Source organism: Erythrobacter sp. Alg231-14 (assembly GCF_900149685.1).
Classification (GTDB): Bacteria; Pseudomonadota; Alphaproteobacteria; order Sphingomonadales; family Sphingomonadaceae; genus Erythrobacter.
On sequence record NZ_LT702999.1, the window covers coordinates 2,453,300 to 2,475,898 of the forward strand.

The window sequence follows — 22,599 nt, forward strand, 5'->3', positions numbered from 1 at the left end:
ACGGGACAACAGGGACTATGATAGAAACACTCGCATTCTACCTGTTCGCAGGGTTGGTCATCGCCGGGGCGGTGATGGTCATCATGTCGCGCAACCCAGTACACAGCGTGCTGTGGTTGATCCTTGCGTTTTTCAACGCGGCGGGCCTCATGGTGTTGGTCGGCGCGGAGTTTATCGCGATGCTTTTGGTCATCGTGTATGTTGGCGCAGTCGCGGTTTTGTTCCTATTCGTGGTTATGATGCTCGACATCGATTTTGCCGCCATGCGCGCCGGATTTATCAAGAACTTTCCGCTGGGAATTGCGGTTGCCTTGATTCTTTTGGCAGAACTCGTCTTGGGACTGGGCGCGTACAATGCCGGCGGGCTGGAATTGGGATCGCCGGATGGGATGGCCGCGGCGGATCGTGCAGGGGTTAGCAACATCGAGGCGATCGGTGCGCTGCTTTATGGCCCCTACATCATTTTGTTCGAAATCGCCGGAATCATCCTTTTGGTGGCGATGATTGGGGCGATTGTCCTGACGCACCGCGAACCCAAGGCCGGCGCACGCGCACGTCAAGATATCGGCAAACAAATCTCCCGCCGTCCCGAAGACGCGACGGTGTTGAAAAATCCGGATTACGGAAAAGGGGTCGAGTTGTGATCGGCATCGAACACTACCTTGTCGTTGGCGCGATTTTGTTCGTGCTGGGCGTGTTGGGCATTTTCTTGAACCGCAAGAATGTGATCGTCATTCTGATGGCGGTTGAGCTCATCTTGCTGGCGGTGAACATCAATCTCGTCGCGTTCAGCGCGTTCATGAATGACCTAACAGGGCAAATTTTCGCGATGATGGTCCTGACCGTTGCTGCGGCAGAGGCGGCCATCGGGCTTGCCATTCTCGTCATCTACTATCGCGGCCGCGGCACGATCGCCGTCGACGATGTCAACCGGATGAAGGGATAACAGCCGGTGGATCCGATCCTCATCATAGTCTTCGCACCGTTGCTTGCCTCGATCATCGCTGGTCTGGGCAACCGTGCGCTGGGCAACACCATGACCAAATCGATCACGACGGGGGCGCTGTTCCTGTCCGCGGCGCTTAGCTGGCCGATCTTTATCGGGTTCCTCAACGGGTCAGAGACGGCGCATGTCGTCCCGGTGCTCAAATGGGTGCAATCGGGCACGATGAGCTTTGACTGGGCGTTGCGCGTTGATGCCTTGACGGCGGTGATGCTTGTGGTGATCAACAGCGTTTCGGCGCTCGTCCACCTCTATTCATGGGGCTACATGGACGAAGATCCGGATCAGCCGCGCTTCTTCGCCTACCTCTCGCTTTTTACCTTTGCGATGTTGATGTTGGTGACCGCCGACAATCTCGTCCAAATGTTCTTTGGTTGGGAAGGCGTTGGTCTCGCATCATACCTATTGATCGGGTTTTGGTTTAAGAAACCGACCGCTGGAGCCGCTGCGATTAAGGCGTTTGTGGTCAATCGGGTCGGCGATCTCGGTTTTATGCTGGGCATTTTCGGAACCTTTGTGGTGTTCCAGACGACGTCTATTCCCGAAATTCTGGCAGCTGCACCGGGGATGAGCGGATCAACGATCACGTTCCTGGGCATGCGCCTCTATACAATGGATATTCTCTGCATCCTGCTGTTCATCGGCGCGATGGGTAAATCGGCGCAACTGGGCCTGCACACTTGGTTGCCCGATGCGATGGAAGGCCCGACACCGGTTTCTGCTCTAATCCACGCAGCAACCATGGTGACCGCTGGCGTGTTCATGCTCTGCCGTCTGTCACCGATGTTTGAAACGGCTCCCACGGCCTTGATGATTGTCACGGTGATTGGCGCGGCTACATGTTTCTTTGCCGCTACGATTGGTACGACCCAGTGGGATATCAAACGCGTGATCGCGTATTCCACCTGCTCACAGCTTGGCTATATGTTCTTTGCTGCTGGTGTCGGCGCGTACAATGTCGCGATGTTCCACCTCTTCACGCACGCTTTCTTTAAAGCGCTGCTGTTCCTTGGCGCGGGCTCTGTCATCCATGCGATGCACCACGAACAAGACATGCGGTATTACGGCGGTCTGCGTAAGAAAATCCCATTCACCTTTGCTGCGATGATGGCGGGTACGTTGGCGATAACGGGGCTTGGCGTTTATCATCTCGGCGTTGGTTTTGCTGGTTTCTGGTCGAAAGACGCCGTGCTTGAGGTGGCCTTTGCACGGGGGACAGAGATTTCTGTAACGGCGTTCTGGCTCGGTGTGGTCGCGGCGTTGTTGACCAGCTTTTACAGCTGGCGGCTGATGTTCCTTACATTCTGGGGCAAACCGCGATGGATTGAGAGTGAGCATATTCAACACTCGGTTCATAAAACACCCGAAGAAGCGGGCGAAGACACAACCGGCGGATACCATCCGCACGAAAGCCCGATAACGATGATGATCCCTCTGGCCCTGCTGTCGGTGGGTGCGGTGTTTGCTGGGCAATTCTTCGCACCGAGTTTCCTGGATGATGCTGCGTTCTGGGCCGGTTCGATCTACTACAATGACAACCTGATGCACGCGATGCACGCGGTTCCTTATTGGGTGAAGTATTCGGCGCTGGTCGTGATGGTCATCGGCTTTGTCGGGGCATACGTCGCCTACATTGCTAAACCTGACATTCCCGGCAAATTCGTTGGCACCTTCGGCCCGCTCCACAAATTTGTTTTCAACAAATGGTATTTCGATGAGCTGTATGATCGGATCTTTGTAAAACCCGCTTTCTGGTTTGGACGCCAGTTTTGGAAGTTGGGTGATATCGGAACCATCGACCGCTTTGGTCCTAATGGTATCGCTTGGGCGGTGGAGCGCAGCTCTATCGCGGCCAAATCGATCCAGTCGGGCTATCTCTACACTTACGCTTTGATCATGCTTTTGGGTCTGATCGCCGCTGTCACTTACGTGCTGCTCTAGGGGGCGCTCGCGCAATGGAATTTCCCATTCTCACCACAATGATGTTGGTGCCTCTCGTAGGCGCGATCCTTTGTTTGATTGTCGGCAATCGGGGCGAGGGCGCGATGGCGCGCGGGATCGCCTTGGCTGCTACTTTGGTCACATTCGCTCTCGGCGTATTGCTGTGGGTGAATTACGAAATTGGCGGAGCCCAATGGCAGTTTCAGGAGAAACATGACCTGTTTGCTGGGTTTTCCTACGCTTTGGGGATCGACGGCATATCGCTGATGCTGATCATGCTCAGCGTGTTCCTGATGCCGATCTGCATTCTGGCCAGTTGGGAAGCAATTCAAAAACGCGTCGGCGAATATATGAGCGCGTTTTTGTTCATGGAGGTGCTGATGATTGGCACCTTTGCAGCGCAAGACTTATTCTTGTTTTACATCTTTTTCGAAGCCGGCCTGATCCCGATGTATCTCATCATCGGTGTGTGGGGCGGCGATAACCGCATCTACGCCAGCTACAAATTCTTCCTCTACACATTGTTTGGATCAGTTCTGATGCTGATCGCGATGTTCTGGATGACGGCTACTGCTGGTACGTCGGACATTCCGACTTTGATGGAATATGACTTTGCGCCCGGGGCGCAAACGTGGCTCTGGCTTGCTTTCTTCGCCAGCTTTGCAGTGAAAGTCCCGATGTGGCCGTTCCACACATGGCTTCCCGATGCCCACGTTCAGGCGCCCACCGCAGGTTCTGTGATCCTTGCCGGTGTTTTGCTGAAATTGGGTGGTTACGGTTTCATCAGGTTCAGTTTGCCGATGTTCCCTGATGCCAGCGCCGATTTTGCATGGTTTGTGTTCGCGCTTTCCATGGTGGCGGTGATTTACACTTCGCTGGTGGCGTTGGTTCAAGAAGACATGAAGAAACTGATCGCGTATTCCAGCGTCGCCCACATGGCGATTGTAACGGTCGGCCTTTTCGCGTTCAACATCCAAGGGCTTGAGGGCGCGATGTTGATCATGCTCTCACACGGCTTGGTTTCCGGGGCATTGTTCCTGTGTGTCGGCGTGATTTACGACCGCCTGCACACGCGAGAGATCGCTAGGTATGGCGGCTTGTCGATCAACATGCCGTATTACGCGACGTTCTTCCTATTGTTCACAATGGCATCGATTGGTTTGCCGGGAACAAGCGGTTTTGTCGGCGAATTCCTGTCGCTTGCGGGGATATACCAAACCTCCAGCCTTGTGGCTCTGATTTGCACCACAGGGATTATTCTGGGCGCTGCATACATGTTGTATCTCTACCGCCGCGTCGCATTTGGCGATCAGGTCAACGAGGACGCAGCGGCAATGTCAGATATTCGTCCGCGCGAATGGGCCATGATGGTTCCAATCGCGGCGGCGGTGATGTGGATGGGTGTTTATCCAGAAAGCTTCCTTGCTCCTATGCGCGCCGACATCGCGGTCCTTGATGCTCAAATCAGCGGTTCTGCGCCGCAAAGCGACGCGGATTTGGCGGCGGGCACTCCGCGTGAGGCGGCGGCCAATGCTATTGAATACGACACCGATGCTGGCGAGCACTCACAAGAGGGAGAACACTGATGGATTTCATCCCTAGTTTTGTCCTTGTGACACCCGAACTGACTTTGACCGCGGCGGGATTGATCCTGTTGTTGGTTGCTGCTTGGGCAGGGGACAAGGCCGCGACAGGCATCTCAATCGCGGCTGCGTGTGTGTTCTTTGTGGTTGGCCTTACTCTTGTACCATCCCTTCACACGGGCGTGGATGGTCCCGACACTCTCGCTTTTGGCGGATTGTTAAAAGTCGATACATTTGCGCTGTTTGCAAAAGCGGTGATCTACCTTGCTGCCATCGCTTGTTTGGTGGTGGCGCCGGCGTTCTTCAATGGCCCCGCGGCCGGCGAAGAACGCGGAATGCGGGCCGAATATCCGGTTCTAATCCTCTTTGCCGCTCTTGGTATGAGCATCATGGTTTCGGCCAATGATTTCATGGCGCTTTACCTCGGCCTCGAATTGAACAGCCTTGCGTCTTATGTGCTGGCATCGATCCTTCGCAAAGATCAGCGATCGGCCGAAGCTGGTCTGAAGTACTTTGTATTGGGCGCGCTTGCCTCGGGTATCCTGCTTTACGGGATGAGCCTTCTCTATGGCTTCACCGGCGGCACCGATTTCGCCAGCGTGCGCGCAGGGCTCGAAGGTGATTTGGGCACCGGCCAATTGTTTGGCTTGATCTTTGTGATGTCGGGCCTTGCATTTAAGATCGCTGCGGTGCCGTTCCATATGTGGACGCCTGACGTGTACGAAGGGGCACCAACTCCGGTCACAATGTTCTTCTCGACCGCTCCGAAAGTAGCCGCTGTTGCTTTGACCGCGCGCGTCGTTTTCGAAGTGTTCGGCGGACAGGTTGATGCATGGCAACAAATCGTCATGTTCACCGCGCTCGCATCGATTGTGTTCGGCGCGCTTGGGGCGATCGGCCAAGACAATCTGAAACGATTGCTGGCCTATTCCTCAATCAACAATATCGGCTTTATTTTGCTGGGCCTTGCGGTGGGAACCGCGCAAGGGGCGAGCGCGATGCTCGTGTATCTTTTCATCTATGTCGTGATGAGCTTGGGCAGCTTTACCGCTTTGTTGATGTTGCGCGGCGAAGACGGTGATTTGTACGAAACCTTTGGCGATATTCGTGGTCTAGCGGTGACGCGACCGGTTATTGCGTGGACGCTTTTGATCCAAATGTTCAGCCTTGCGGGCATCCCACCATTGCTTGGCTTTTACAGCAAGTTCGTGATCTTTAAGGCGACGGTGGATGCCGGGCTTGTGGCGTTTGCCGCCATTGCCATCGCGGCGAGTGTTATCGGCGCGTTCTATTACATAAAATTCGTCAAAGTGATGTTCTTTGATGACGCTGCCGATGTCGTGACCGGCAAAAGCGGTACGGCGCATTGGGTGTTGCTGATCCTGACGGCGGCGATTGTTTCGCCTCTCGGCTACTTGCTCACTGGGTCGCTCACTGATTTGACTGATAAGGCGGCGGCGGCGCTGTTCGTTGCGGTTTGAGCGGGGCTCAACACTTCACACTGGTTGAAGAGACCGGTTCGACCAACGCCGATTTGGCCGGAGCGCTGCGTTCTGGCGATCAACCCACTGAAGGTGTTTGGCACGTCGCTCGTCGGCAAACGGCCGGCAAAGGTCGCCAAGGACGCGATTGGCACGATGGCTCTGGAAACTTCATGGGATCGACCACGGTGGCTATCCAGGACGGTGATCCACCACCGGCATCGCTTAGTTTTGTGGCGGCGTTGGCCGTTGGTCAGGCCATCGACGAAGCGCTGGACGGCGCTTGTCGCCCCAAATTGAAATGGCCGAATGACGTGCTGCTAGATGGCGGCAAAGTGTCGGGCATTTTATTAGAGATGGTGGGCACAAATGTCGTTGTGGGTGTGGGGGTCAATTTGGACAACGCACCCAGCTTTTCGGATCGCAAAACCGCCTCGTTGAAAGATCACGGTACTGCGCCATCAGTGGAAGCATTTGCCGAGATTTTGGCCAGTGTGTTTGCGCGTTATTTGGCCGCGTGGCGCACCGATGGTTTGATCCCAATCCTCAAAGGGTTCGTTTTCAATTCGCTGCATTACACTGGATCCCCGATTACTGTGCATGACACCGATGGCTCCACTATCACCGGGGAATTCTTTGGCCTCGACAACACCGACGGAGCCTTGCGCATAACTTTGGCCGATGGATCGGAACGCACCATACGTGCGGGCGACATCAGCTGATGGTGGCGGTTGGGATTCTGTCCGTTTCGGTATGGACTGTTTTTAAGGAGAGCGCCCATGTTGCTGGCCGCTGATGTCGGAAACACCAATGTAGTGTTCGCGTTGTTCGAACCCGATGGCGACGGCGGTTTTACCTCGCGCGCGCGGTGGCGGATTGCGACGGACCCTCGGCGTACAGGCGATGAATACGCGGTTTGGCTGCTCCAACTGCTGACCATAGAAGGGGTCGCACGCGAGGATATCACTGACCTCATTTACGCTTCGGTTGTTCCCCGGGCGGACCACAACCTCACCGTCCTCGCTCAAAAATACTTCAACCTCACGCCGTTGAAAGCGGGTGAGGGCAAAGCGGCATGGCAATTTGAAATCGATGTTGATCAGCCAAGCTCGCTTGGCGCGGATCGAGCTCTCAATATTTTGGCTGCTCAGAAGAAATATGGTGGCGATTTGATCGTCGTCGATTTTGGGACAGCAACCAAATTTGAAGCGATTGATTTCAACGGTACTTATAAAGGCGGATCGATCGCACCCGGCATTAATCTGTCGTTGGACGCATTGGTTGGGAAAACGGCCAAACTGCCGCGCATCGCCATACGCACTCCCGAAAGCAACAGCGTGATCGGCCGCAATACCGAAGATCAGATGTTGATCGGTGTGTTTTGGGGCTATGTCGCGATGATGGAAGGTATCGTCGCGAAAATGAAGGCGGAGATCGGCCGCCCAGCAAAGGTTATCGCAACCGGCGGTCTCGCCATACTGTTCAACGACGCGACCGATATCTTTGATGAAGTGGACGCGGAATTGACCATCGATGGGCTAGCATTCCTGGCGCAACAGGCATCGAAATGATCTCTTCATTCGGCCTTATCCTATTTGAAAAACAAGAGAATTTGTGAAAAAGAACTACAAACCAGAAAGCGAATTGCTGTTCCTCGCATTGGGAGGGTCCGGCGAGATTGGCATGAACGTCAATCTGTATGGCTGTGACGGCAAATGGTTGATGGTGGATCTTGGTATGACGTTTTCCGGCGGCGAATACCCCGGCGTTGACTTGGTATTCGCAGATTTGGAATTCATCGAAGACCGAACCAAAGATCTGCTCGGCATTGTCTTGACCCACGCGCATGAGGATCACATCGGCGCGGTTCCGTATTTCGCCGGCGAATTGGGCGTCCCGCTTTATGCGACGCCGTTTACAGCCGATCTTGTTGCGCGAAAGCTCGAAGAGGCCGGGTTGTTGGGTAAAGTAGAGCTCAACATCATTGAAGAGAGCGAACATGGCGAAAGAGGGCAGGTGGACCTCGGCCCGTTCTCCATCACCTATTTGCCGCTTGCCCATTCTATTGCCGAAGGCAACGCGCTCTTGATTGATACGCCTTATGGCCGGGTGTTCCACACTGGCGATTGGAAATTGGACGAAGATCCAATCATCGGCGAGCCAACCAGCGAAGATGAATTGAGGGCGGTTGGCGAAGAGGGCGTTCACGCGCTGGTTTGTGATTCCACCAATGTATTCAACCCCAATCCATCCGGATCAGAGGGCGCAGTCCATAAGGGATTGATGGAGGAGGTGGCGCGCCACAGGGGGAAACGAGTGTTGGTGACAACCTTTGCCAGTAATGTCGCGCGATTGCAGACATTGGGCGAGGTGGCGCGTGAAAATGGCCGCCAATTGTGTGTTGCGGGCCGATCGTTGGATCGCATCATCGAAGTGGCACAGGACAATGGATACCTCGAAGATTTTCCAACGCCGGTCGATTTCAACACTGCGATGGGATTGCCGCGTGGAGAAGTGATGATTATCGCGACAGGTGGCCAAGGAGAGCCGCGTGCGGCGCTGGCGCGGATAGCGGATGACAACCACCCGCTCAAATTGGTGAGCGGCGACGTGGTATTGTTCTCATCGCGACAAATTCCCGGAAACGAAATTTCCATCGGGAAGATGCAAAATCAATTGTCGCGTCGCGGTATTGAGATGGTGACCGATCGCCAAAGTATGATCCATGTTTCCGGCCATCCTGGGCGCCCAGAGTTGGTCGCGCTCTACGATTGGCTCAAACCCGACATCCTCGTGCCTGTGCATGGTGAAATGCGTCACATGCGCGAACAAGCCCGTCTTGGCCATGAATGCGACATCCCTACAAGCATCGTTCAATCAAACGGTGACATCGTGCGGCTCGCACCCGGAGATCCCGGCAAGATCGCTGAAGTCCGCCATGGCCGCTTGGTGCTCGATGGTGACATTATTTCCCCCGCTGATGGAGAGGCTGTTGCAATGCGCCGCCGGATTGCGGGTGAGGGCGTTATTGTCGTTGTGTTGGCGCGCGGTGAAAGCCCCGCTCTAGAAGTGCTAGGCCTTCCATTGGATGAAGACATGCCTGAATTCATCGAAGAGGCACAAAGCGACATCCTCAAAGCCATCGGCAAACTGAAAGGGCATCAGGCAAGCGATCCTGCCGTCGTGCACGAGGCGGCACGTTTGGCCGCGCGTCGCGCTGCGCGCCGTTGGTCTGGCAAAAGCCCACAGGTTCGCGTTGTGATGCCCGGATTGGGCAACGCGCAAAGCGGTGGAGCCAATCGGTAATGCAGATCACGTCGATCTTGGCGGTTTATTTTCTGTTTTGGGTGATGACCGCGTTTGTCATGCTGCCATTTGGCGTGCGCACCGCGGATGAAGCTGGCGTTGAGAAAGTGCCCGGCCAAGCGGAAAGCGCGCCCGTCAACTTTCGCCCCGCTCGAATTTTGGTGCGCGCGACGATCGTCGCAATTGTGTTGACGACATTGTTCGTTCTGAACTTCGAATATGGTTGGATCGGAGTTGATGACATCAACATTTTCCCCGAGCGACCAACCATCGCAGAACAATCACAGTAAGCGGTTATTGGCGGAAACGCTCAATTGACTGGGCAAGCACCACGTAGAGTTTGCCCATGTCCGATCCTAAAATGGTGACGCCCAATGCGTTGCCGTCTCTGGTGGACAACATCGACCGCAACATCGCTTCAAAGTCATGGATGTACCGGCTGACATTGGCTTTGAACGCCTCGTCTGTTTGATACAGTTCAGCGATTTCTTTAGCCTCGCCGCTATCCAACAAGCTAACCGCGCGGCGCGTGAAGATGCCGCGATCCCCTTTGAGATACGCGTCCCACGCTGTGTCTGTGACATCGGTGGAAAGCGCAGAGGCAAGGTCGATCGCATTTGAATTCAAGCTGTCGGTGATAAGAGCCATCCGGCGCGCAAAATCATTGCCAATTTGCTCTTGCGACAATTCTTTGGCCCGTTCGATCCGTTGTTCCAAATTGATGGTCAATTCGTTGACCTTGGCCAATTGGTCACGAAGCTGAACTGTTGCCTCACGCCCAACGCCGGATGCATGGGCGGCGGCTTGTTCCAGTTTGCCAACGGTTTCCGCGGTGTCGTTGCGCAGTGACCGTTCCAATTCCGCGACGGCGTCTTTCGAAATGGTGTTTGCCAAACCACCCACCCGTTCACGCGCGCCGTCTTCCAACGCTGCAAATGCGGATTTCGTGGCATTTTCGAGCGAGCCGAGCGCTTCGCGCAACGCATCTTGGGAAGAGCCGGCGAAGGTGTCGCTTTGCTCGGACAATTGCGCAAAGCCACCGCGCAAACCTTGAAGTTTGGCCAGGGTATCTTCCGATTGCTCCGAAAGCTTGGCTTGCAACGCGTCGATGGACGTGTCGGCCTGTTCAATTTTGCTTTGTGTTTCGACCAAGTAATTGCCCAGCTCTCCAGCCTTGCCAGAGGTGGCGAACATCATGCCCGACAATGCAGCGGCGCGTTGCTCGACCGAGCCCAACGCGCTTGAGGCGCCTTCGATCGCTTCGGGCAGATCTTCGCGGCTGTGTTTGGCGCCAGATTGAATGATCTCAAGCAAGCGAATGCCCGATTCTGTCAATGCATCGAGCTGCTTCTCGGTCTCGCCCAATGCTTCGCGTTTTTCCGACAATTGTTCGCCCAATGCGCCAATGCCCGTTTCAAGGCCATGACGCGCTGTCTCCCCTTCGGCAGTGATTGCAGCGATCAGCGTTCGCAAGGTGTCCAATTGCTCGCCCATCGCGCTGCTATGCGCGACGAGTTTCTCTGTTTCGCGTGTTTGCGCCTCTCGTCGTTCGGCCATTGCGTCATCGAGGTCGGCCATTCGTTGCGCCAGAACTTCGCTGGCCTGCGCTTCGCGAGTGTCGAATTCTTCTTGGCGTTGCCCGGTTTCTTCGTGGAATTTGCGATCCCTTGCGGAAAGCGCCTGATCAACGCGCTCGGCTTGATCGTGCAGTTCTTTGACGCGTTCTTGTGAGACGGTCACCGCCTGTTTGTCCAAACGATCGAGCATTTCGACCGTTTCGGTCATGTCTGCTTCGAACCGTTTGCGCGAGGCGTCCAACTGGCTGATTGCGCCGACTTCTGCCTCTCGCAACTTACCCGAAATGGCTTTCGCTTCGGTTTGAAGCATGGTCATGCGTTCGTTCAACGCGGCCAAGGCACGGCTTTCAGCATCTTCGACCTCAGAGCGATATTCACCGGCCTGCAACTTCACCGTTTCGAGGCGTGAGCCGATGGTCTCTTCCACACGCTTCATCTGCGATTCAAAGCCGTCCATGGTTTCAGAAACACGCGTTTCGAATGCAGTAACTTGTGTCTCGCTCGCTTTGCCGAATTGGTTGAGCCGTTCGAAGCCAGTCACCAATTTATCAAGCTGATCTTGGGCCGTTCGGCCTGCATTGCCCACTTGGTTCGACACATCGCGTGCGGAGTTGGCGATCACGGGCAAATCATCACGCAATCGGGTCATATTGCCCAAGGCCGTTTCGCTCGCACTGCCGATGGAATCGACCTGCGCGCTGTTTGATTTGATCAGGTCTTGGAGTTCTCCGGCATGGGTTGAAATGCGCTCACTCGCCACCCGGCCAAGCGATTCCAGTTCACGCGATTGCGCTCCCAAGAATTCTCTTGCGAGGCTCAATTCTCGATTGACCACGGTTAGACGCGTCTCCAACTCACTGCTCTCTTGCGACAGCATAGCGGCCGTCTCAGCAAAACGTTTCGCCTCTGCGCGGGAATGTCGCAGGGTCAACAACCAGCCCACGCCGACTAGCAATACTGGAACCGACCAATCGATGATCCAACGGGTCCATTGCGCGGGTTCAGCGGACGCTGCGGCCATAAATTGATCGCGCATCGCCCAACCGTACAAAGCGGTCCAACCCGCGATCAACGCAATCGCGATTGTCGGCGCAACCCATGCAAATCGGCTATCGATAGGTTCGTAAGCCTCTTCGATATCGTAATCGCTAAGGTCCAATTCACCATCCATTTCAATGGCATCGGTCAATTCTTGACCGTCGCCATCGGACGGCAAATCGCCTTCGCCCAGAGTTTTGGATTGCGCGTTTTGCGCGGCGTCTGGCCCTACGGCCCTGATATGTTGTCCACCCGACATGGGCCATAGATACCACAGCCGCGTCTAGGATAAACCCCGCATTAACTCTCAAGCTCGTATGACGTCTGTCATGGCTTATGAAAGCGGAGACTTAGACGCGACCCTCGCTGCGGCTGCTGGAGATGATCCGGCGCTTTTGGGAGAGTTGCGGGTGGCGTTTGTTGAAAGCGCCGAGAAGCAATTGGATTTGCTGAAACGGTCGCGTTGCGATGGCAATTGGACTGTTGCAGCGATGCGCCTGAAAGGGCTGGCCGCGAGCTTTCACGCAGAGGAATTGTTGATCGCTGCGGACAATGCATTGGATTCGGCACCGGGTGAGCCCGCGGCAATTCGTTCAATCGAAACTGTTTTGGCCCGGTTTTCTGGCAAGCCTTCGGCGTCTTTGCACACCTGATCATCGCAAAATCATGGGGTTTCCTGTTGTGCAACGCTTGATGCGAGGCACTGTGCGGGCGTAGCTAACGCAGTCACGGCCGGTTCTGGCTGTGAATTTGCATTGGAACATCGCCCTTGCGCACCGCATTACTTGCTGCAACCAAACGAATGCCATCGGGCGCATTGCGCGCCGATGCTATGTTGGCCGGGCGCAGCGTGTTGGCGTGGCAGATCGATGCTGCGACGGCGATGGGATGCGAACGGTTCCTCTGTTTCTGCGATGCGCCGACTGACACGCTTCTCTCGCTCCAAAAATTGGTCGAGGATAACGGCGGAGAATTCCACGCAATCCGCAACAATTTGCAATTGGTGAGTTTGGTTCGGGCCGATGATCTCTTGATCATGTTCGCAGATGGCTTGCTCGCCGATCGCGCGGTGACAGAAGAATTTTGCATTTCCGAGAATTCCGACCCGAATGATCCAATCGTGATCAATCTGCGCAAAGGAATTGCGACGTTGCCGGCGGGGCACGCATTGGTGGAGGCCAACCCAGAGGATTTTGAGAGAATTGATCGGGATCGGCACTGGGCCGGAATTTCAGTGATGCGCGCAGGTCAGGTGCATCAACTTGCCGATTTACCCCCGGATGGCGACGCGATGTCGATGTTGTTGCGATTGGCATTGCAAGCGCGGGTTGAATGCCGTCCCATGGCCGAAACTGGCCTAACATCGGGGCGTTGGATGGTGGTGGATGATTTCGCCACTCTAGCCGATAGAGAAGCCGCCTTGATCCATGACAGCGGGGCAAAACCGCCGTGGACGAGCCCTGGCAAAGCGGTGGCGACCCTTTTAACGCGCCGAATCGCGCCCAAGTGGCTGGATAACGGGCCAGAAATCACTGCAGTGACTGGCACGTTTTTCGCCGCGTTAGGGGTAGGGCTTACAGGGCTTGGTTACGGAGCTGCGGGCGTTGGAGTGGTGGCCTTAGCGGCGTTTGGGGGTGCGTTAAGTGTGGACTGGTCGGGGCTCCGCGATCGTTTGTGGGGACAGAACGAAACCAAGCGATACGGTCAATGGCTGCCCGTCCTGATCGACGGATTGGCCATCTTGGCGCTTATCTTGGCGATGGGTATTGGGACCAACCCTGTAGTTACGGTTTCCATAGCAATCATGGCCATTGGCGTTTCGTATCTGGCAGGCGTTTCAGCGAAAGACCGGGGCAAATCGGAGCAATCCGATCTTTCGATTTCGCTTAAGCCAATGACGGCATTCTGGCAGGATCGCACCACTCATTTTGCGGGATTCGCGCTGGCAGAGGTGCTTGGATACTTGCCAGAAGCCGTTGCCGGGTTCGCCGTTCTAGCACTGATCCAAATGCTGTTGCGGCGATAGAACAATCGATTTTGGCTAAATTTGCTCGGCTAACCGGGGCTTAACCATAGCTCTTGTAAAGGCTATTGCATGGGCGAAGTGGCTAGAGATATGACCGAAACACCGGCCGTTGAGGCGATCCTGCGGGATGAATTGGCGCGCGGCAATCGCGCGTTGAGCGGTGTTGCGCCTGTAATTTCGCATATGCTGGAAAGTTCGGGCCATGCATTGGTGAGCGATGCTATCGTTGCGCGCCTTCGCGGAATGTTGACGGACTTGGCCCGCCAATTGATTACAGCAAGCGCTGCAGGGGCCGATGAAGACCCGATAGTTGGCGGATACGACGCGGTTGCCGCAACCGTTTTGGGCGGGAATCTTGATAACTCTACGGTCGATCGGATTGCCGATCACTTGGCCGGAGACGCGGGCCTGCTCAACCATCTTTACGCGTTGGCCATGGAAGGCCATTTGACCGAGCGTTTGGAACAAAGATCATCGGTCGATCCGGTGCTTAGCCCGCTTTTGCAGGAATTGATCGCGTCTGACCAAGCGGCCATCGCCGAATTGGCGATGACGACTCTGGCGGCGCAGTCACGCTTCGCACAAAGCCAACGGCGCATGGAATTGCCCATAGGCGAATTGCCTGCCGACCTATTCGCCACCACGATTAAACGTTTCAAGAAAGCCGTTTCGGCGGGAGTCGGAGTGACAGAAGCAGAGTGCATTGCCGCGGCGATGAAGGCGCAGAAGTCCCAATATGACGAAGGCGCAGGGCGTTTGGGCCTGTTGGCTCGGCTCGTCTCTTCCATGCGGGGTGGGGCGGTTGCGGCGCTGGATTTGGATCACGCAGGTCTGGCTCTTTTCACAACTGGGATAGCGACCCTAACGCGGCAACCCCGCGATCTGGCGGTACTAGCCTGTCACGAAAGGCAGGCAGCGCGTCTTGCACTAAGCCTTAGGGCGGCGGGGATGCAGGTGGAGGCAATTGAGCGGCAATTCCTATTGATCGAACCCAGCGAAATGTTGCCACATGGCATTGGCGCAATGGCGCCTGAGCGCGCGCAAGAATTGCTGGCAGGCCGAGATGCGTCGTATGTTCCCGCCTTTGGCCACGGTGTAGGCTAAGACAGCGCGATGAACCGGCAACAATCTCTATTGGCCGCACGGGGCCTGACCGACGATCAAGATCGGCTGCTGACGGCGGATGAGCCGTTGGCGGAGCTGCACGAAAGTTGTGGCGGTTCCATACCGGGGACTTTAGCGGTGCCCGAATTGCTCGATCTCGTGCGGCAAGGGCGCGAGATGGGATTGCGCATCGCGCGTGAATTCACGGCTTATGACGGTACAGAGATGGTCAGCGGCTTTGTCCGCGTTCATCCGCTTAGCGATGAACATGGCGGCGGCTGTGAGGTGTTGGTCGAGAACTGGCAACGCGCCCCCCAACCGGAAGTGAATTCGCGCGATCTTGCCGATCGTATTGATGCCATTGATCGCGCTGCGGCCGAAATCAATGCGCGTTTGGATGCGCGGCAACAGGTTCAATTTGTGACGTCGGGCGCGGCGGATGCGAGCGTGTTCCAAGACGCGATTGCGGCGGCACCGTGCAAGGTGTGGACCGACTATGTCGAATTGAGCGGCGTGGCCCATCATCAACCAATGCATTGGCGCTTGCTAGATGGGGTCTATTGCACTTTCGATGGGTCCGACCGCCGGTGGAGAGTGCGATTGATCCCCCTTGGCCCGGCCAGCGCCGCACCGCGTGGGTTTGAATTGCTGATGCTGGCCGATGAGCCGCTGAATTCGGAGTCATCCGAAGACCACGATGAGCACAGTTCGGCGCAATCGCAATTGATTGGCAGCGCTCTCACACCGGTTTTGAGGCAGCCCATCGCAAGGATCATCGCGAACGCTGAGACCATTCGCACTCGATTGGCGGGGCCCTTGCGCGAAGAATACAGCGAGTATGCCGGAAACATCGCCGCGGCAGGACAGCACCTTTCGGGCATGTTGGATGACCTAGCGGATTTGGAAGTTGTCGAAGCCCCCGGCTTTACTACGGCTCAAGAGGCGGTTGACCTTGGCGACGCGGCGTCGCGTGCGGCAGGCATATTGGGGGTGCGCGCACAGGATCGCGGGATTGCTTTGAACATAACGAAGCCCGATGCCCCGGTCATCGCCATTGCAGAGTTCCGGCGCGTCTTACAGATCCTGATCAATTTGATCGGCAATGCGATCGCTTACTCGCCGCAGAACAGCGTTGTGACCATTGCGGTTGGCGCGGAAAGTGATGACCCGGTCGATCTGCGCGTAATTGATCAAGGGGCAGGAGTGTCAACCGATCAGGCGGATCGAATTTTTGATAAATTTGAACGGCTTGGGCGCGATTCTGACGGCGGCAACGACAGCGGTTCTGGCCTAGGCCTTTATATATCGCGACGATTGGCGCTGGCGATGGACGGCGATCTTGAAGTCGTCCAATCGGACCGTGTTGACGATGAGCGCGGTGCAGAATTTAGGCTAACATTGCCGCGAGGCTAATCCCGCTACGCACCCTATGGGCACACCTATTGGCGATGCCGACAATCATCTATCCTAACCCACAATGCACAAAGGGCGATCCTAACACTCTGCGGCAGCAGAAGTAGGATCGCCCTATTGCATTCGGCGTTAGATCGTGTCGATCAAATTTCGAATTAACGGTTTCCGACAGGAACGTAATCGCGCTGCGTCGGGCCGGTGTAAAGCTGACGCGGGCGGCCGATAACCTGACCTGGATCGGAGATCATTTCGTTCCATTGTGCGACCCAACCCACGGTGCGGGCGAGGGCGAAGAGGGCGGTGAACATGGTGGTTGGGAAACCAATCGACGACAAAATGATGCCGGAATAGAAGTCGACGTTCGGGAACAGCTTCTTTTCCTTGAAATAGTCATCGTTGAGCGCGAGTTCTTCAAGCCGCAGCGCGGTTTCAAACACGGGATCGTCGACCTTCAACGCTTCAAACACTTCTTTCAATGTTTGCTGCATCACTGTCGCACGCGGATCGTAGTTTTTGTAAACGCGGTGACCAAAGCCCATCAGACGGAACGGATCGCTCTTATCCTTTGCACGTTCAATGTAGTGCGGGATTTTGTCAGGCGAACCGATTTCCTGCAGCATGTTGAGAGCGGCTTCGTTAGCGCCGCCATGCGCCGGACCCCAAAGACAGGCGATGCCCGCAGCGATACAGGCAAACGGGTTGGCACCCGACGAACCGGCCAAACGCACCGTTGATGTCGAGGCGTTCTGTTCGTGGTCGGCGTGAAGGATAAAGATCCGATCCATCGCCTTTTCAATGGCAGGATGCACTTCGTATTCTTCGGCAGGAACGCCGAACGTCATGCGCAAGAAATTGCCCGTATAGCTGAGCGAATTGTCAGGCTGCATCATCGGTTGACCGATGGAATACTTGTACGCCATCGCCGCAATCGTCGGCATTTTTGCGATCAAACGGTGCGAGCTAATCTTGCGATGTTCTGGATCAGAAATGTCGGTGCTGTCGTGGTAAAACGCCGAAAGAGCGCCCACAACACCGCACATGATCGCCATAGGGTGCGCGTCGCGGCGGAAACCCTGATAAAATTGGCGTAATTGATCGTGCAGCATTGTGTGTCGCGTGATCGTGTGGTTGAATTCAGAAAGCTCATCACTGCTTGGCAATTCGCCGTTCAACAACAGGTACGACGTTTCCATGAATGAGGAATGTTCGGCCAATTGCCCGATTGGATAACCGCGATGGAGCAGCACGCCTTCATTGCCATCAATATAGGTCAGCGCGCTTTCACAGCTCGCCGTCGATTTGTAGCCAGGGTCAAATGTGAATTTGCCTGTCGCGCCATAAAGCTTGCGAATATCGACCACATCGGGGCCGGTGCTGCCTTCGAGCACGGGAAACTCATGTGTTTGCCCGTCAATTTCGAGTTTGGCTTGCTTGTCTGCCAAGGTGTGTCTCCTGCCCAATTGTGTGCTTCTGGAATTCGGTTGTTACGCCGCTTGTGCGTTAAGCCGTGCCAGAGATTCTTCCCGTCCCAGAAGGACAAGAACATCGAAAATTCCCGGTGACGTTGTTGTCCCAGTGAGCGCAGCGCGCATTGGCTGTGCCAGCTTCCCAAAACCCAGTTCGAGTTCTTCGGCAAGCGATTTGGTAGTGGCTTCGAGAGCGTCGATTGTCCAGTTATTTTCGGCCTCAAGAGCCTTTGATATGGCGTTAAGCCGCGTTCTGGCATCGTCATCGAGGAATTTAGCCGCTTTTTCGGTCATCGACATGGGTTGCTGCGCGAACAAAAAGGTCGAACCATCAGCAAGTTCATCGAGATTCTTCGCCCGAGTTTTAAGAACCGGCATCGCTCGCGTTAGGAGGCCAATATCCGACGGCCCCTCTATACGTGGTAACACGAGGGCGGCGAGCGTCGCATCATCGGCTTCGCGGATGTAATGGCTGTTGAGATTCTCGAGCTTTTTGAGGTCAAATCGCGATGGGCTTTTGCCCACCCCGGATAGGTCAAACAGTTCGATCGCTTCGGAGCGGTTGATCTCTTCGCGGTCCCCGTGGCCCCATCCAAGTCGCAGCAGATAGTTGAACAATGCGTCGGCAAGGATACCCATGTCATCGCGATACGCTTCCACGCCAAGCGCGCCGTGCCGTTTAGACAGTTTTGCTCCGTCTGCTCCGTGGATCAAGGGGATGTGGGCGTATGTGGGTTCGGGCCAGTCGCCTTCGATATCGTTCATCGCATGATAGATCGGCAATTGGCGAAAGGCGTTGTTGAGATGATCATCGCCGCGCACGACATGCGTAACGCCCATATCGTGATCGTCGACCACAACCGCCAACATGTATGTCGGCGTCCCATCGGCGCGCAGAATGATGTAATCGTCCAGTTCGGCATTCTTCACCGAAACAGTGCCTTGCACTTCGTCGTGGATTGTTCCCTCACCCGACAACGGCGTTTTCAGCCTGACAGTAAAGGGTGCACCGTTCGCCGCTTCGGATGGGTCGCGATCGCGCCAGCGGCGATCATACAGCATGGGCTCCTTGTTGGCCTTTTGCTGCTCCCGCATCGCGCTTAATTCTTCGGGCGTGGCAAAACACTTATAGGCATGGCCCGCAGCCAGCAGTTTGTTGGCGACTTCGACATGACGGTCGGCCTGTTTCGATTGGAATGTCGGCGCGTCATCATAATCCAACCCAAGCCAATCCAGCCCATCCAGGATCGCGTCGATAGCGTCTTGTGTGGACCGTTTCTTATCGGTGTCTTCGACCCTCAGCAGCGCTCTGCCGCCGTGATGGCGTGCATACAGCCAGTTGAACAACGCGGTGCGCGCGCCTCCGATATGCAGAAATCCAGTGGGTGACGGCGCAAAGCGGGTGACGACGGTTCCGGCAGCGTTTCCGGTTGCAGTTTTGGCCTGTGGGCTTGCCATTAGCTGTTATTTCCTATTCACTTAGCAAACCGAACCCGGCCTAGCCCAATGGTGTTGGGTCCAAAGGGACATGGCCAATGGCTGATACGCCGATTATTCCTATTGCCGGCGATCCGAACAGCACCGATGCTGATCATGAGAACGATCCGGCCACACCCCAAAGGGCTACCCCGCGCCTGTGGCAAAGGGTCGACGGCTTGTCCAGCGCAGGGCGAGGAATAGCAGGGGCTGTCGAACGTTTTTTATCGCAGGCTGGCTTTGACCGAGCACCATGGCTCGCGGTGATTTTTGCGGCCGGCATCCTCGCATGGTTTGCGCTTAAGACACCTTGGCAATGGATGGGAGCAATCGGCCTCAGCTTGCTTGCTGCGCTGTTTGCTATCGCCATTTGGCGGGACAAAGCGGAGCGAGGGCAAGTCCGGCAGGCCTTGATTGCGTGCTCGTTGGTATTTGCCGCCGGAATTTGCGTCATTTGGATACGGTCCGAAATGGTCGGCGCGAAGGCATTGGATAGGCCCACCATAGAACGCGTTCAGGGTTACATTCTGGAGCGCGATGATCAACCCGCGCAAGAACGGATCCGACTGACGTTGGCCGTTCGCGATGCGGAAACGGGCCAAGGGCGCAAGATCCGTGTCAATGTGCCGCTGGACACATTGGAAAAGGCGGTGGCTGATGCCGGTGAGCGCGTTGGCAAGACTTTCGACGATGAAGCCCTAGCAGAAGGCGCCGTTGTGCGATTGCGAGCGCGATTGATGCCTCCCGCCAGCCCGATGTTGCCCGGCGCGTATGATTTTGCGCGTGCAGCATGGTTCAAAGGGTTAGCGGCCACCGGCAGCGTGATGGGGGCGGTTGAGATTGTTGAACCCGCGCCCAAAGCTAGCGGAATGGTCGCTGCGCAACGGGCGTTATCATCCCATGTTCGCAGCCGCGTGGATGGCGGGGCGGGGACTATCGCTGCCGCCTTTGCCAGCGGCGATCGCGGTGCCATTGGTGATGCCGACGAAGACGCCATGCGGGATGCCGGACTAACCCATTTGCTCGCGATTAGCGGGCTTCATGTTAGCGCGGTTATCGCGGCTGTGTATTTCGTGGCGATCAAATTGTTGGCTTTGTTTCCCAGCCTTGCTTTGCGGGTGCGATTGCCAGTCTTGGCCGCCGCTGCGGGTGCGTTGGCGGGAATTGGATACACTCTATTGACCGGGGCCCAAGTGCCGACCGTGCGCAGCTGTGTGGCCGCAATGCTTGTGCTTATCGCTCTGGCCATGGGGCGCGATGCTTTGTCTCTGCGCATGGTGGCAGTCGCGGCGATCTTCGTCCTGATGTTATGGCCCGAAAGCGTCGTTGGGCCCAGTTTCCAAATGAGTTTCTCTGCCGTTCTCGCGATTGTCGCTTTGCATACGAGCGGCCCAGTGAAAGCCTTCCTCGCCCCGCGCGAGGAGCCGTGGTTCCATCGCACCGGTCGCAATATCTTTATGTTGTTCGTGACTGGGTTGGTGATTGAAATTGCGTTGATGCCCGTTGTGCTGTTCCACTTTCACCGCGCGGGGCTTTACGGCGCTTTGGCCAATGTCATCGCGATCCCCTTGGTTACCTTCATATCGATGCCTCTTATCGCTGTTGCATTGGCGTTTGATTTGATTGGGTTGGGCAAACCGTTTTGGTGGGTGGTGGAAGCATCACTCAACATGTTGCTGGGCATTGCACATTTCACGTCGGCGCAACCCGGTGCGGTCAAATTGATGCCGCAAATGAGCACGGTAACAATCGGCCTATTCGTGTTGGGCGGATTGTGGCTCGCGCTTTGGAATGGAAGGGCAAGATTGCTTGGCTTTGTACCAGCGGTGATCGCGACCGGCATGTTGATGATGACGCCTATTCCAGATGTTTTGATCGGACGCGAAGGACGCCATGTCGGTATCACAATGACGGATGAAGATGGCAGCCGCCGATTGCTTTCCTTGCGGGACAGCAGATCATCCTATTCGCGCGACAATCTGCTCGAAATGTCGAGTGTTACCAGCGATCCTTTGCCGATGGCGGATTGGGAAGGAGCACAATGTTCAACCGAATTTTGCGTCATCACGCTGGATCGGGGAGGGCGACAATGGTCGCTCTTACTCGCGCGCAATCGCGAATTGGTGGAAGAACGCGCTTTAGCCGCTGCGTGTGAGCGGGCGGACATCGTTGTTGCTGATCGATATCTGCCCTATTCGTGTGCACCGCGTTGGTTGAAAGCGGACCGCAATATGCTGGAACAAAGCGGCGGATTGTCTATCGACCTCGCCAATCAAGAGATCACGTCGGTCGCCACGGGGCAGGGCGAGCATGGATGGTGGTTGGGCGGGGACGATTGACGTGCAGTGACGCCGATCGTCCCCGGCTCAACTCCAACCCTTAATGGTAGCGTCGCAACAGACCGGCAAGCTTACCTTGCACTTGGACTTCCTCTGCACCGTAGACCTGTGGGTCATAAGCCGCATTCGCAGGATCAAGGCGGACCATGCCGCTGTCTTTGTGCAGATATTTCAATGTGGCTTCCTCGCCGCGAACAAGCGCAACGACGATCTCTCCGTCGCGTGCATTGTCGGTGCGACGAACAAGCGCAAAGTCACCATCGAAAATACCGGCTTCGACCATGGAATCGCCCGACACCTCAAGCGCATAATGTTCGCCCGGTCCCAACAATGCCGCAGGCACAGGAAGAGAGCTTTGTCCCTCCAACGCCTCAATCGGAGCACCGGCCGCGATGCGACCATGAAGGGGAATTTCAATGACGTCGTTCGCCGGTTCGGGGGCTGCCACTTTCGGACGGACCGCCGCAGGCACCGCATCGTTTGCCGCCAACGTTACCGGTTGGCTTGCTCGTGGTGCAGGGGTCGCGTCTTCGGGTTGTTTGATCACTTCCAAAGCGCGGGCACGGTTTGGCAAACGTCGGATAAATCCACGCTCTTCCAAAGCCGAGATTAAGCGGTGAACGCCCGATTTGCTCTTTAGATCGAGCGCCTCTTTCATTTCTTCGAAACTTGGCGAGATGCCAGTGTCTTCCAACCGCTCTTGAATGAAGCGGATCAATTCGTGTTGCTTTGCCGTTAACATCAGCAAACTCCCTAAGGCGCACCGCACAGCCTGTTTTATTACACAGACCCGGTGCCAAACTCTGTCACCCCCAGAGGCATCGCCCGATCACAGACCAGAATAAC

At 55.9% G+C, this 22,599-nt stretch carries 18 protein-coding genes; 14 read left to right on the forward strand and 4 right to left on the reverse strand.

What is annotated here, in order from left to right:
• The first annotated feature begins 17 nt into the window (after positions 1-17).
• From BQ8290_RS11730 to BQ8290_RS11770, 9 genes are read left to right on the forward strand one after another with little or no spacing between them, the layout of a single operon-like run.
• Complete coding sequence (locus tag BQ8290_RS11730; RefSeq protein WP_108790519.1) at positions 18-644, forward strand: NADH-quinone oxidoreductase subunit J; 627 nt, start codon at positions 18-20, stop codon at positions 642-644.
• The gene (gene nuoK, locus BQ8290_RS11735) at positions 641-946 is read left to right on the forward strand and encodes an NADH-quinone oxidoreductase subunit NuoK (protein WP_108790522.1); all 306 of its coding nucleotides are present in this window, start codon (positions 641-643) and stop codon (positions 944-946) included. Before BQ8290_RS11730 ends, nuoK begins: the two co-directional genes overlap by 4 nt.
• A 6-nt stretch (positions 947-952) precedes the next feature.
• Complete coding sequence (nuoL, locus tag BQ8290_RS11740; protein WP_108790524.1) at positions 953-2,944, forward strand: NADH-quinone oxidoreductase subunit L; 1,992 nt, start codon at positions 953-955, stop codon at positions 2,942-2,944.
• 14 nt (positions 2,945-2,958) lie between these two features.
• Positions 2,959-4,530, forward strand: a complete 1,572-nt coding sequence (locus BQ8290_RS11745; protein WP_108790527.1) for an NADH-quinone oxidoreductase subunit M — start codon at positions 2,959-2,961, stop codon at positions 4,528-4,530.
• Entirely contained in the window at positions 4,530-6,008 is a 1,479-nt protein-coding gene (gene nuoN, locus BQ8290_RS11750; RefSeq protein WP_108790530.1) for an NADH-quinone oxidoreductase subunit NuoN, read from the forward strand. Before BQ8290_RS11745 ends, nuoN begins: the two co-directional genes overlap by 1 nt.
• A complete protein-coding gene (locus tag BQ8290_RS11755; RefSeq protein WP_337661362.1) occupies positions 6,005-6,730 on the forward strand; it encodes a biotin--[acetyl-CoA-carboxylase] ligase in 726 nt (241 codons plus the stop codon). Before nuoN ends, BQ8290_RS11755 begins: the two co-directional genes overlap by 4 nt.
• 57 nt (positions 6,731-6,787) lie before the next feature.
• The gene (locus BQ8290_RS11760; protein WP_108790532.1) at positions 6,788-7,579 is read left to right on the forward strand and encodes a type III pantothenate kinase; all 792 of its coding nucleotides are present in this window, start codon (positions 6,788-6,790) and stop codon (positions 7,577-7,579) included.
• Between the two features lie 43 nt (positions 7,580-7,622).
• Entirely contained in the window at positions 7,623-9,314 is a 1,692-nt protein-coding gene (locus BQ8290_RS11765) for a ribonuclease J (RefSeq protein WP_337661363.1), read from the forward strand.
• A complete protein-coding gene (locus BQ8290_RS11770; RefSeq protein WP_108790536.1) occupies positions 9,314-9,604 on the forward strand; it encodes a DUF1467 family protein in 291 nt (96 codons plus the stop codon). Before BQ8290_RS11765 ends, BQ8290_RS11770 begins: the two co-directional genes overlap by 1 nt.
• 4 nt (positions 9,605-9,608) lie before the next feature.
• On the opposite strand, the gene BQ8290_RS11775 is transcribed toward BQ8290_RS11770, so the two are convergent.
• The gene (locus tag BQ8290_RS11775; RefSeq protein WP_108790539.1) at positions 9,609-12,188 is read right to left on the reverse strand and encodes an ATPase; all 2,580 of its coding nucleotides are present in this window, start codon (positions 12,186-12,188) and stop codon (positions 9,609-9,611) included.
• A 70-nt stretch (positions 12,189-12,258) separates the two neighbouring features.
• Between BQ8290_RS11775 and BQ8290_RS11780 the strand changes: the two genes are divergently transcribed.
• From BQ8290_RS11780 to BQ8290_RS11795, 4 genes are all read left to right on the forward strand, one after another.
• The gene (locus BQ8290_RS11780; protein WP_108790548.1) at positions 12,259-12,582 is read left to right on the forward strand and encodes an Hpt domain-containing protein; all 324 of its coding nucleotides are present in this window, start codon (positions 12,259-12,261) and stop codon (positions 12,580-12,582) included.
• 116 nt (positions 12,583-12,698) lie between these two features.
• A complete protein-coding gene (locus BQ8290_RS11785; RefSeq protein WP_337661364.1) occupies positions 12,699-13,955 on the forward strand; it encodes a hypothetical protein in 1,257 nt (418 codons plus the stop codon).
• 90 nt (positions 13,956-14,045) lie between these two features.
• Positions 14,046-15,059 carry a hypothetical protein gene (locus BQ8290_RS11790; protein WP_108790554.1) on the forward strand — a complete coding sequence of 338 codons (1,014 nt, stop codon included), beginning with the start codon at positions 14,046-14,048 and terminating at the stop codon, positions 15,057-15,059.
• 9 nt (positions 15,060-15,068) lie between these two features.
• On the forward strand, positions 15,069-16,472 hold the full coding sequence (locus tag BQ8290_RS11795; RefSeq protein WP_108790557.1) for an ATP-binding protein: 1,404 nt from the start codon (positions 15,069-15,071) through the stop codon (positions 16,470-16,472).
• 155 nt (positions 16,473-16,627) lie between these two features.
• Here BQ8290_RS11795 and BQ8290_RS11800 read toward each other — a convergent pair whose 3' ends face one another.
• Both BQ8290_RS11800 and gltX read right to left on the reverse strand, forming a co-directional pair.
• Complete coding sequence (locus BQ8290_RS11800) at positions 16,628-17,914, reverse strand: citrate synthase (RefSeq protein ID WP_108790560.1); 1,287 nt, start codon at positions 17,912-17,914, stop codon at positions 16,628-16,630.
• Positions 17,915-17,956: 42 nt separating this feature from the next.
• Complete coding sequence (gene gltX, locus BQ8290_RS11805) at positions 17,957-19,396, reverse strand: glutamate--tRNA ligase (RefSeq protein ID WP_108790570.1); 1,440 nt, start codon at positions 19,394-19,396, stop codon at positions 17,957-17,959.
• A gap of 77 nt (positions 19,397-19,473) precedes the next feature.
• On the opposite strand from gltX, the gene BQ8290_RS11810 reads away from it, so the two are divergent.
• Positions 19,474-21,753: a ComEC/Rec2 family competence protein gene (locus BQ8290_RS11810; protein WP_108790571.1), complete on the forward strand. Its 2,280-nt coding sequence runs from the start codon at positions 19,474-19,476 to the stop codon at positions 21,751-21,753.
• A 40-nt stretch (positions 21,754-21,793) separates the two neighbouring features.
• On the opposite strand, the gene lexA is transcribed toward BQ8290_RS11810, so the two are convergent.
• Positions 21,794-22,495, reverse strand: coding sequence for a transcriptional repressor LexA (lexA, locus tag BQ8290_RS11815; protein ID WP_108790572.1), 702 nt, complete (start codon positions 22,493-22,495; stop codon positions 21,794-21,796).
• Between the last annotated feature and the right edge of the window lie 104 nt (positions 22,496-22,599).

Excerpts from the sequence above, each read along its gene's own strand:
- BQ8290_RS11730 (WP_108790519.1), top strand. The coding sequence starts at position 18 with ATGATAGAAACACTCGCATTCTACCTGTTCGCAGGGTTGGTCATCGCC.
- BQ8290_RS11745 (WP_108790527.1), top strand. The coding sequence starts at position 2,959 with ATGGAATTTCCCATTCTCACCACAATGATGTTGGTGCCTCTCGTAGGC.
- nuoN (WP_108790530.1), top strand. The coding sequence starts at position 4,530 with ATGGATTTCATCCCTAGTTTTGTCCTTGTGACACCCGAACTGACTTTG.
- BQ8290_RS11760 (WP_108790532.1), top strand. The coding sequence starts at position 6,788 with ATGTTGCTGGCCGCTGATGTCGGAAACACCAATGTAGTGTTCGCGTTG.
- BQ8290_RS11770 (WP_108790536.1), top strand. The coding sequence starts at position 9,314 with ATGCAGATCACGTCGATCTTGGCGGTTTATTTTCTGTTTTGGGTGATG.
- BQ8290_RS11775 (WP_108790539.1), bottom strand. The coding sequence starts at position 12,188 with ATGTCGGGTGGACAACATATCAGGGCCGTAGGGCCAGACGCCGCGCAA.
- BQ8290_RS11780 (WP_108790548.1), top strand. The coding sequence starts at position 12,259 with ATGGCTTATGAAAGCGGAGACTTAGACGCGACCCTCGCTGCGGCTGCT.
- BQ8290_RS11790 (WP_108790554.1), top strand. The coding sequence starts at position 14,046 with ATGACCGAAACACCGGCCGTTGAGGCGATCCTGCGGGATGAATTGGCG.
- BQ8290_RS11795 (WP_108790557.1), top strand. The coding sequence starts at position 15,069 with ATGAACCGGCAACAATCTCTATTGGCCGCACGGGGCCTGACCGACGAT.
- gltX (WP_108790570.1), bottom strand. The coding sequence starts at position 19,396 with ATGGCAAGCCCACAGGCCAAAACTGCAACCGGAAACGCTGCCGGAACC.
- BQ8290_RS11810 (WP_108790571.1), top strand. The coding sequence starts at position 19,474 with ATGGCTGATACGCCGATTATTCCTATTGCCGGCGATCCGAACAGCACC.
- lexA (WP_108790572.1), bottom strand. The coding sequence starts at position 22,495 with ATGTTAACGGCAAAGCAACACGAATTGATCCGCTTCATTCAAGAGCGG.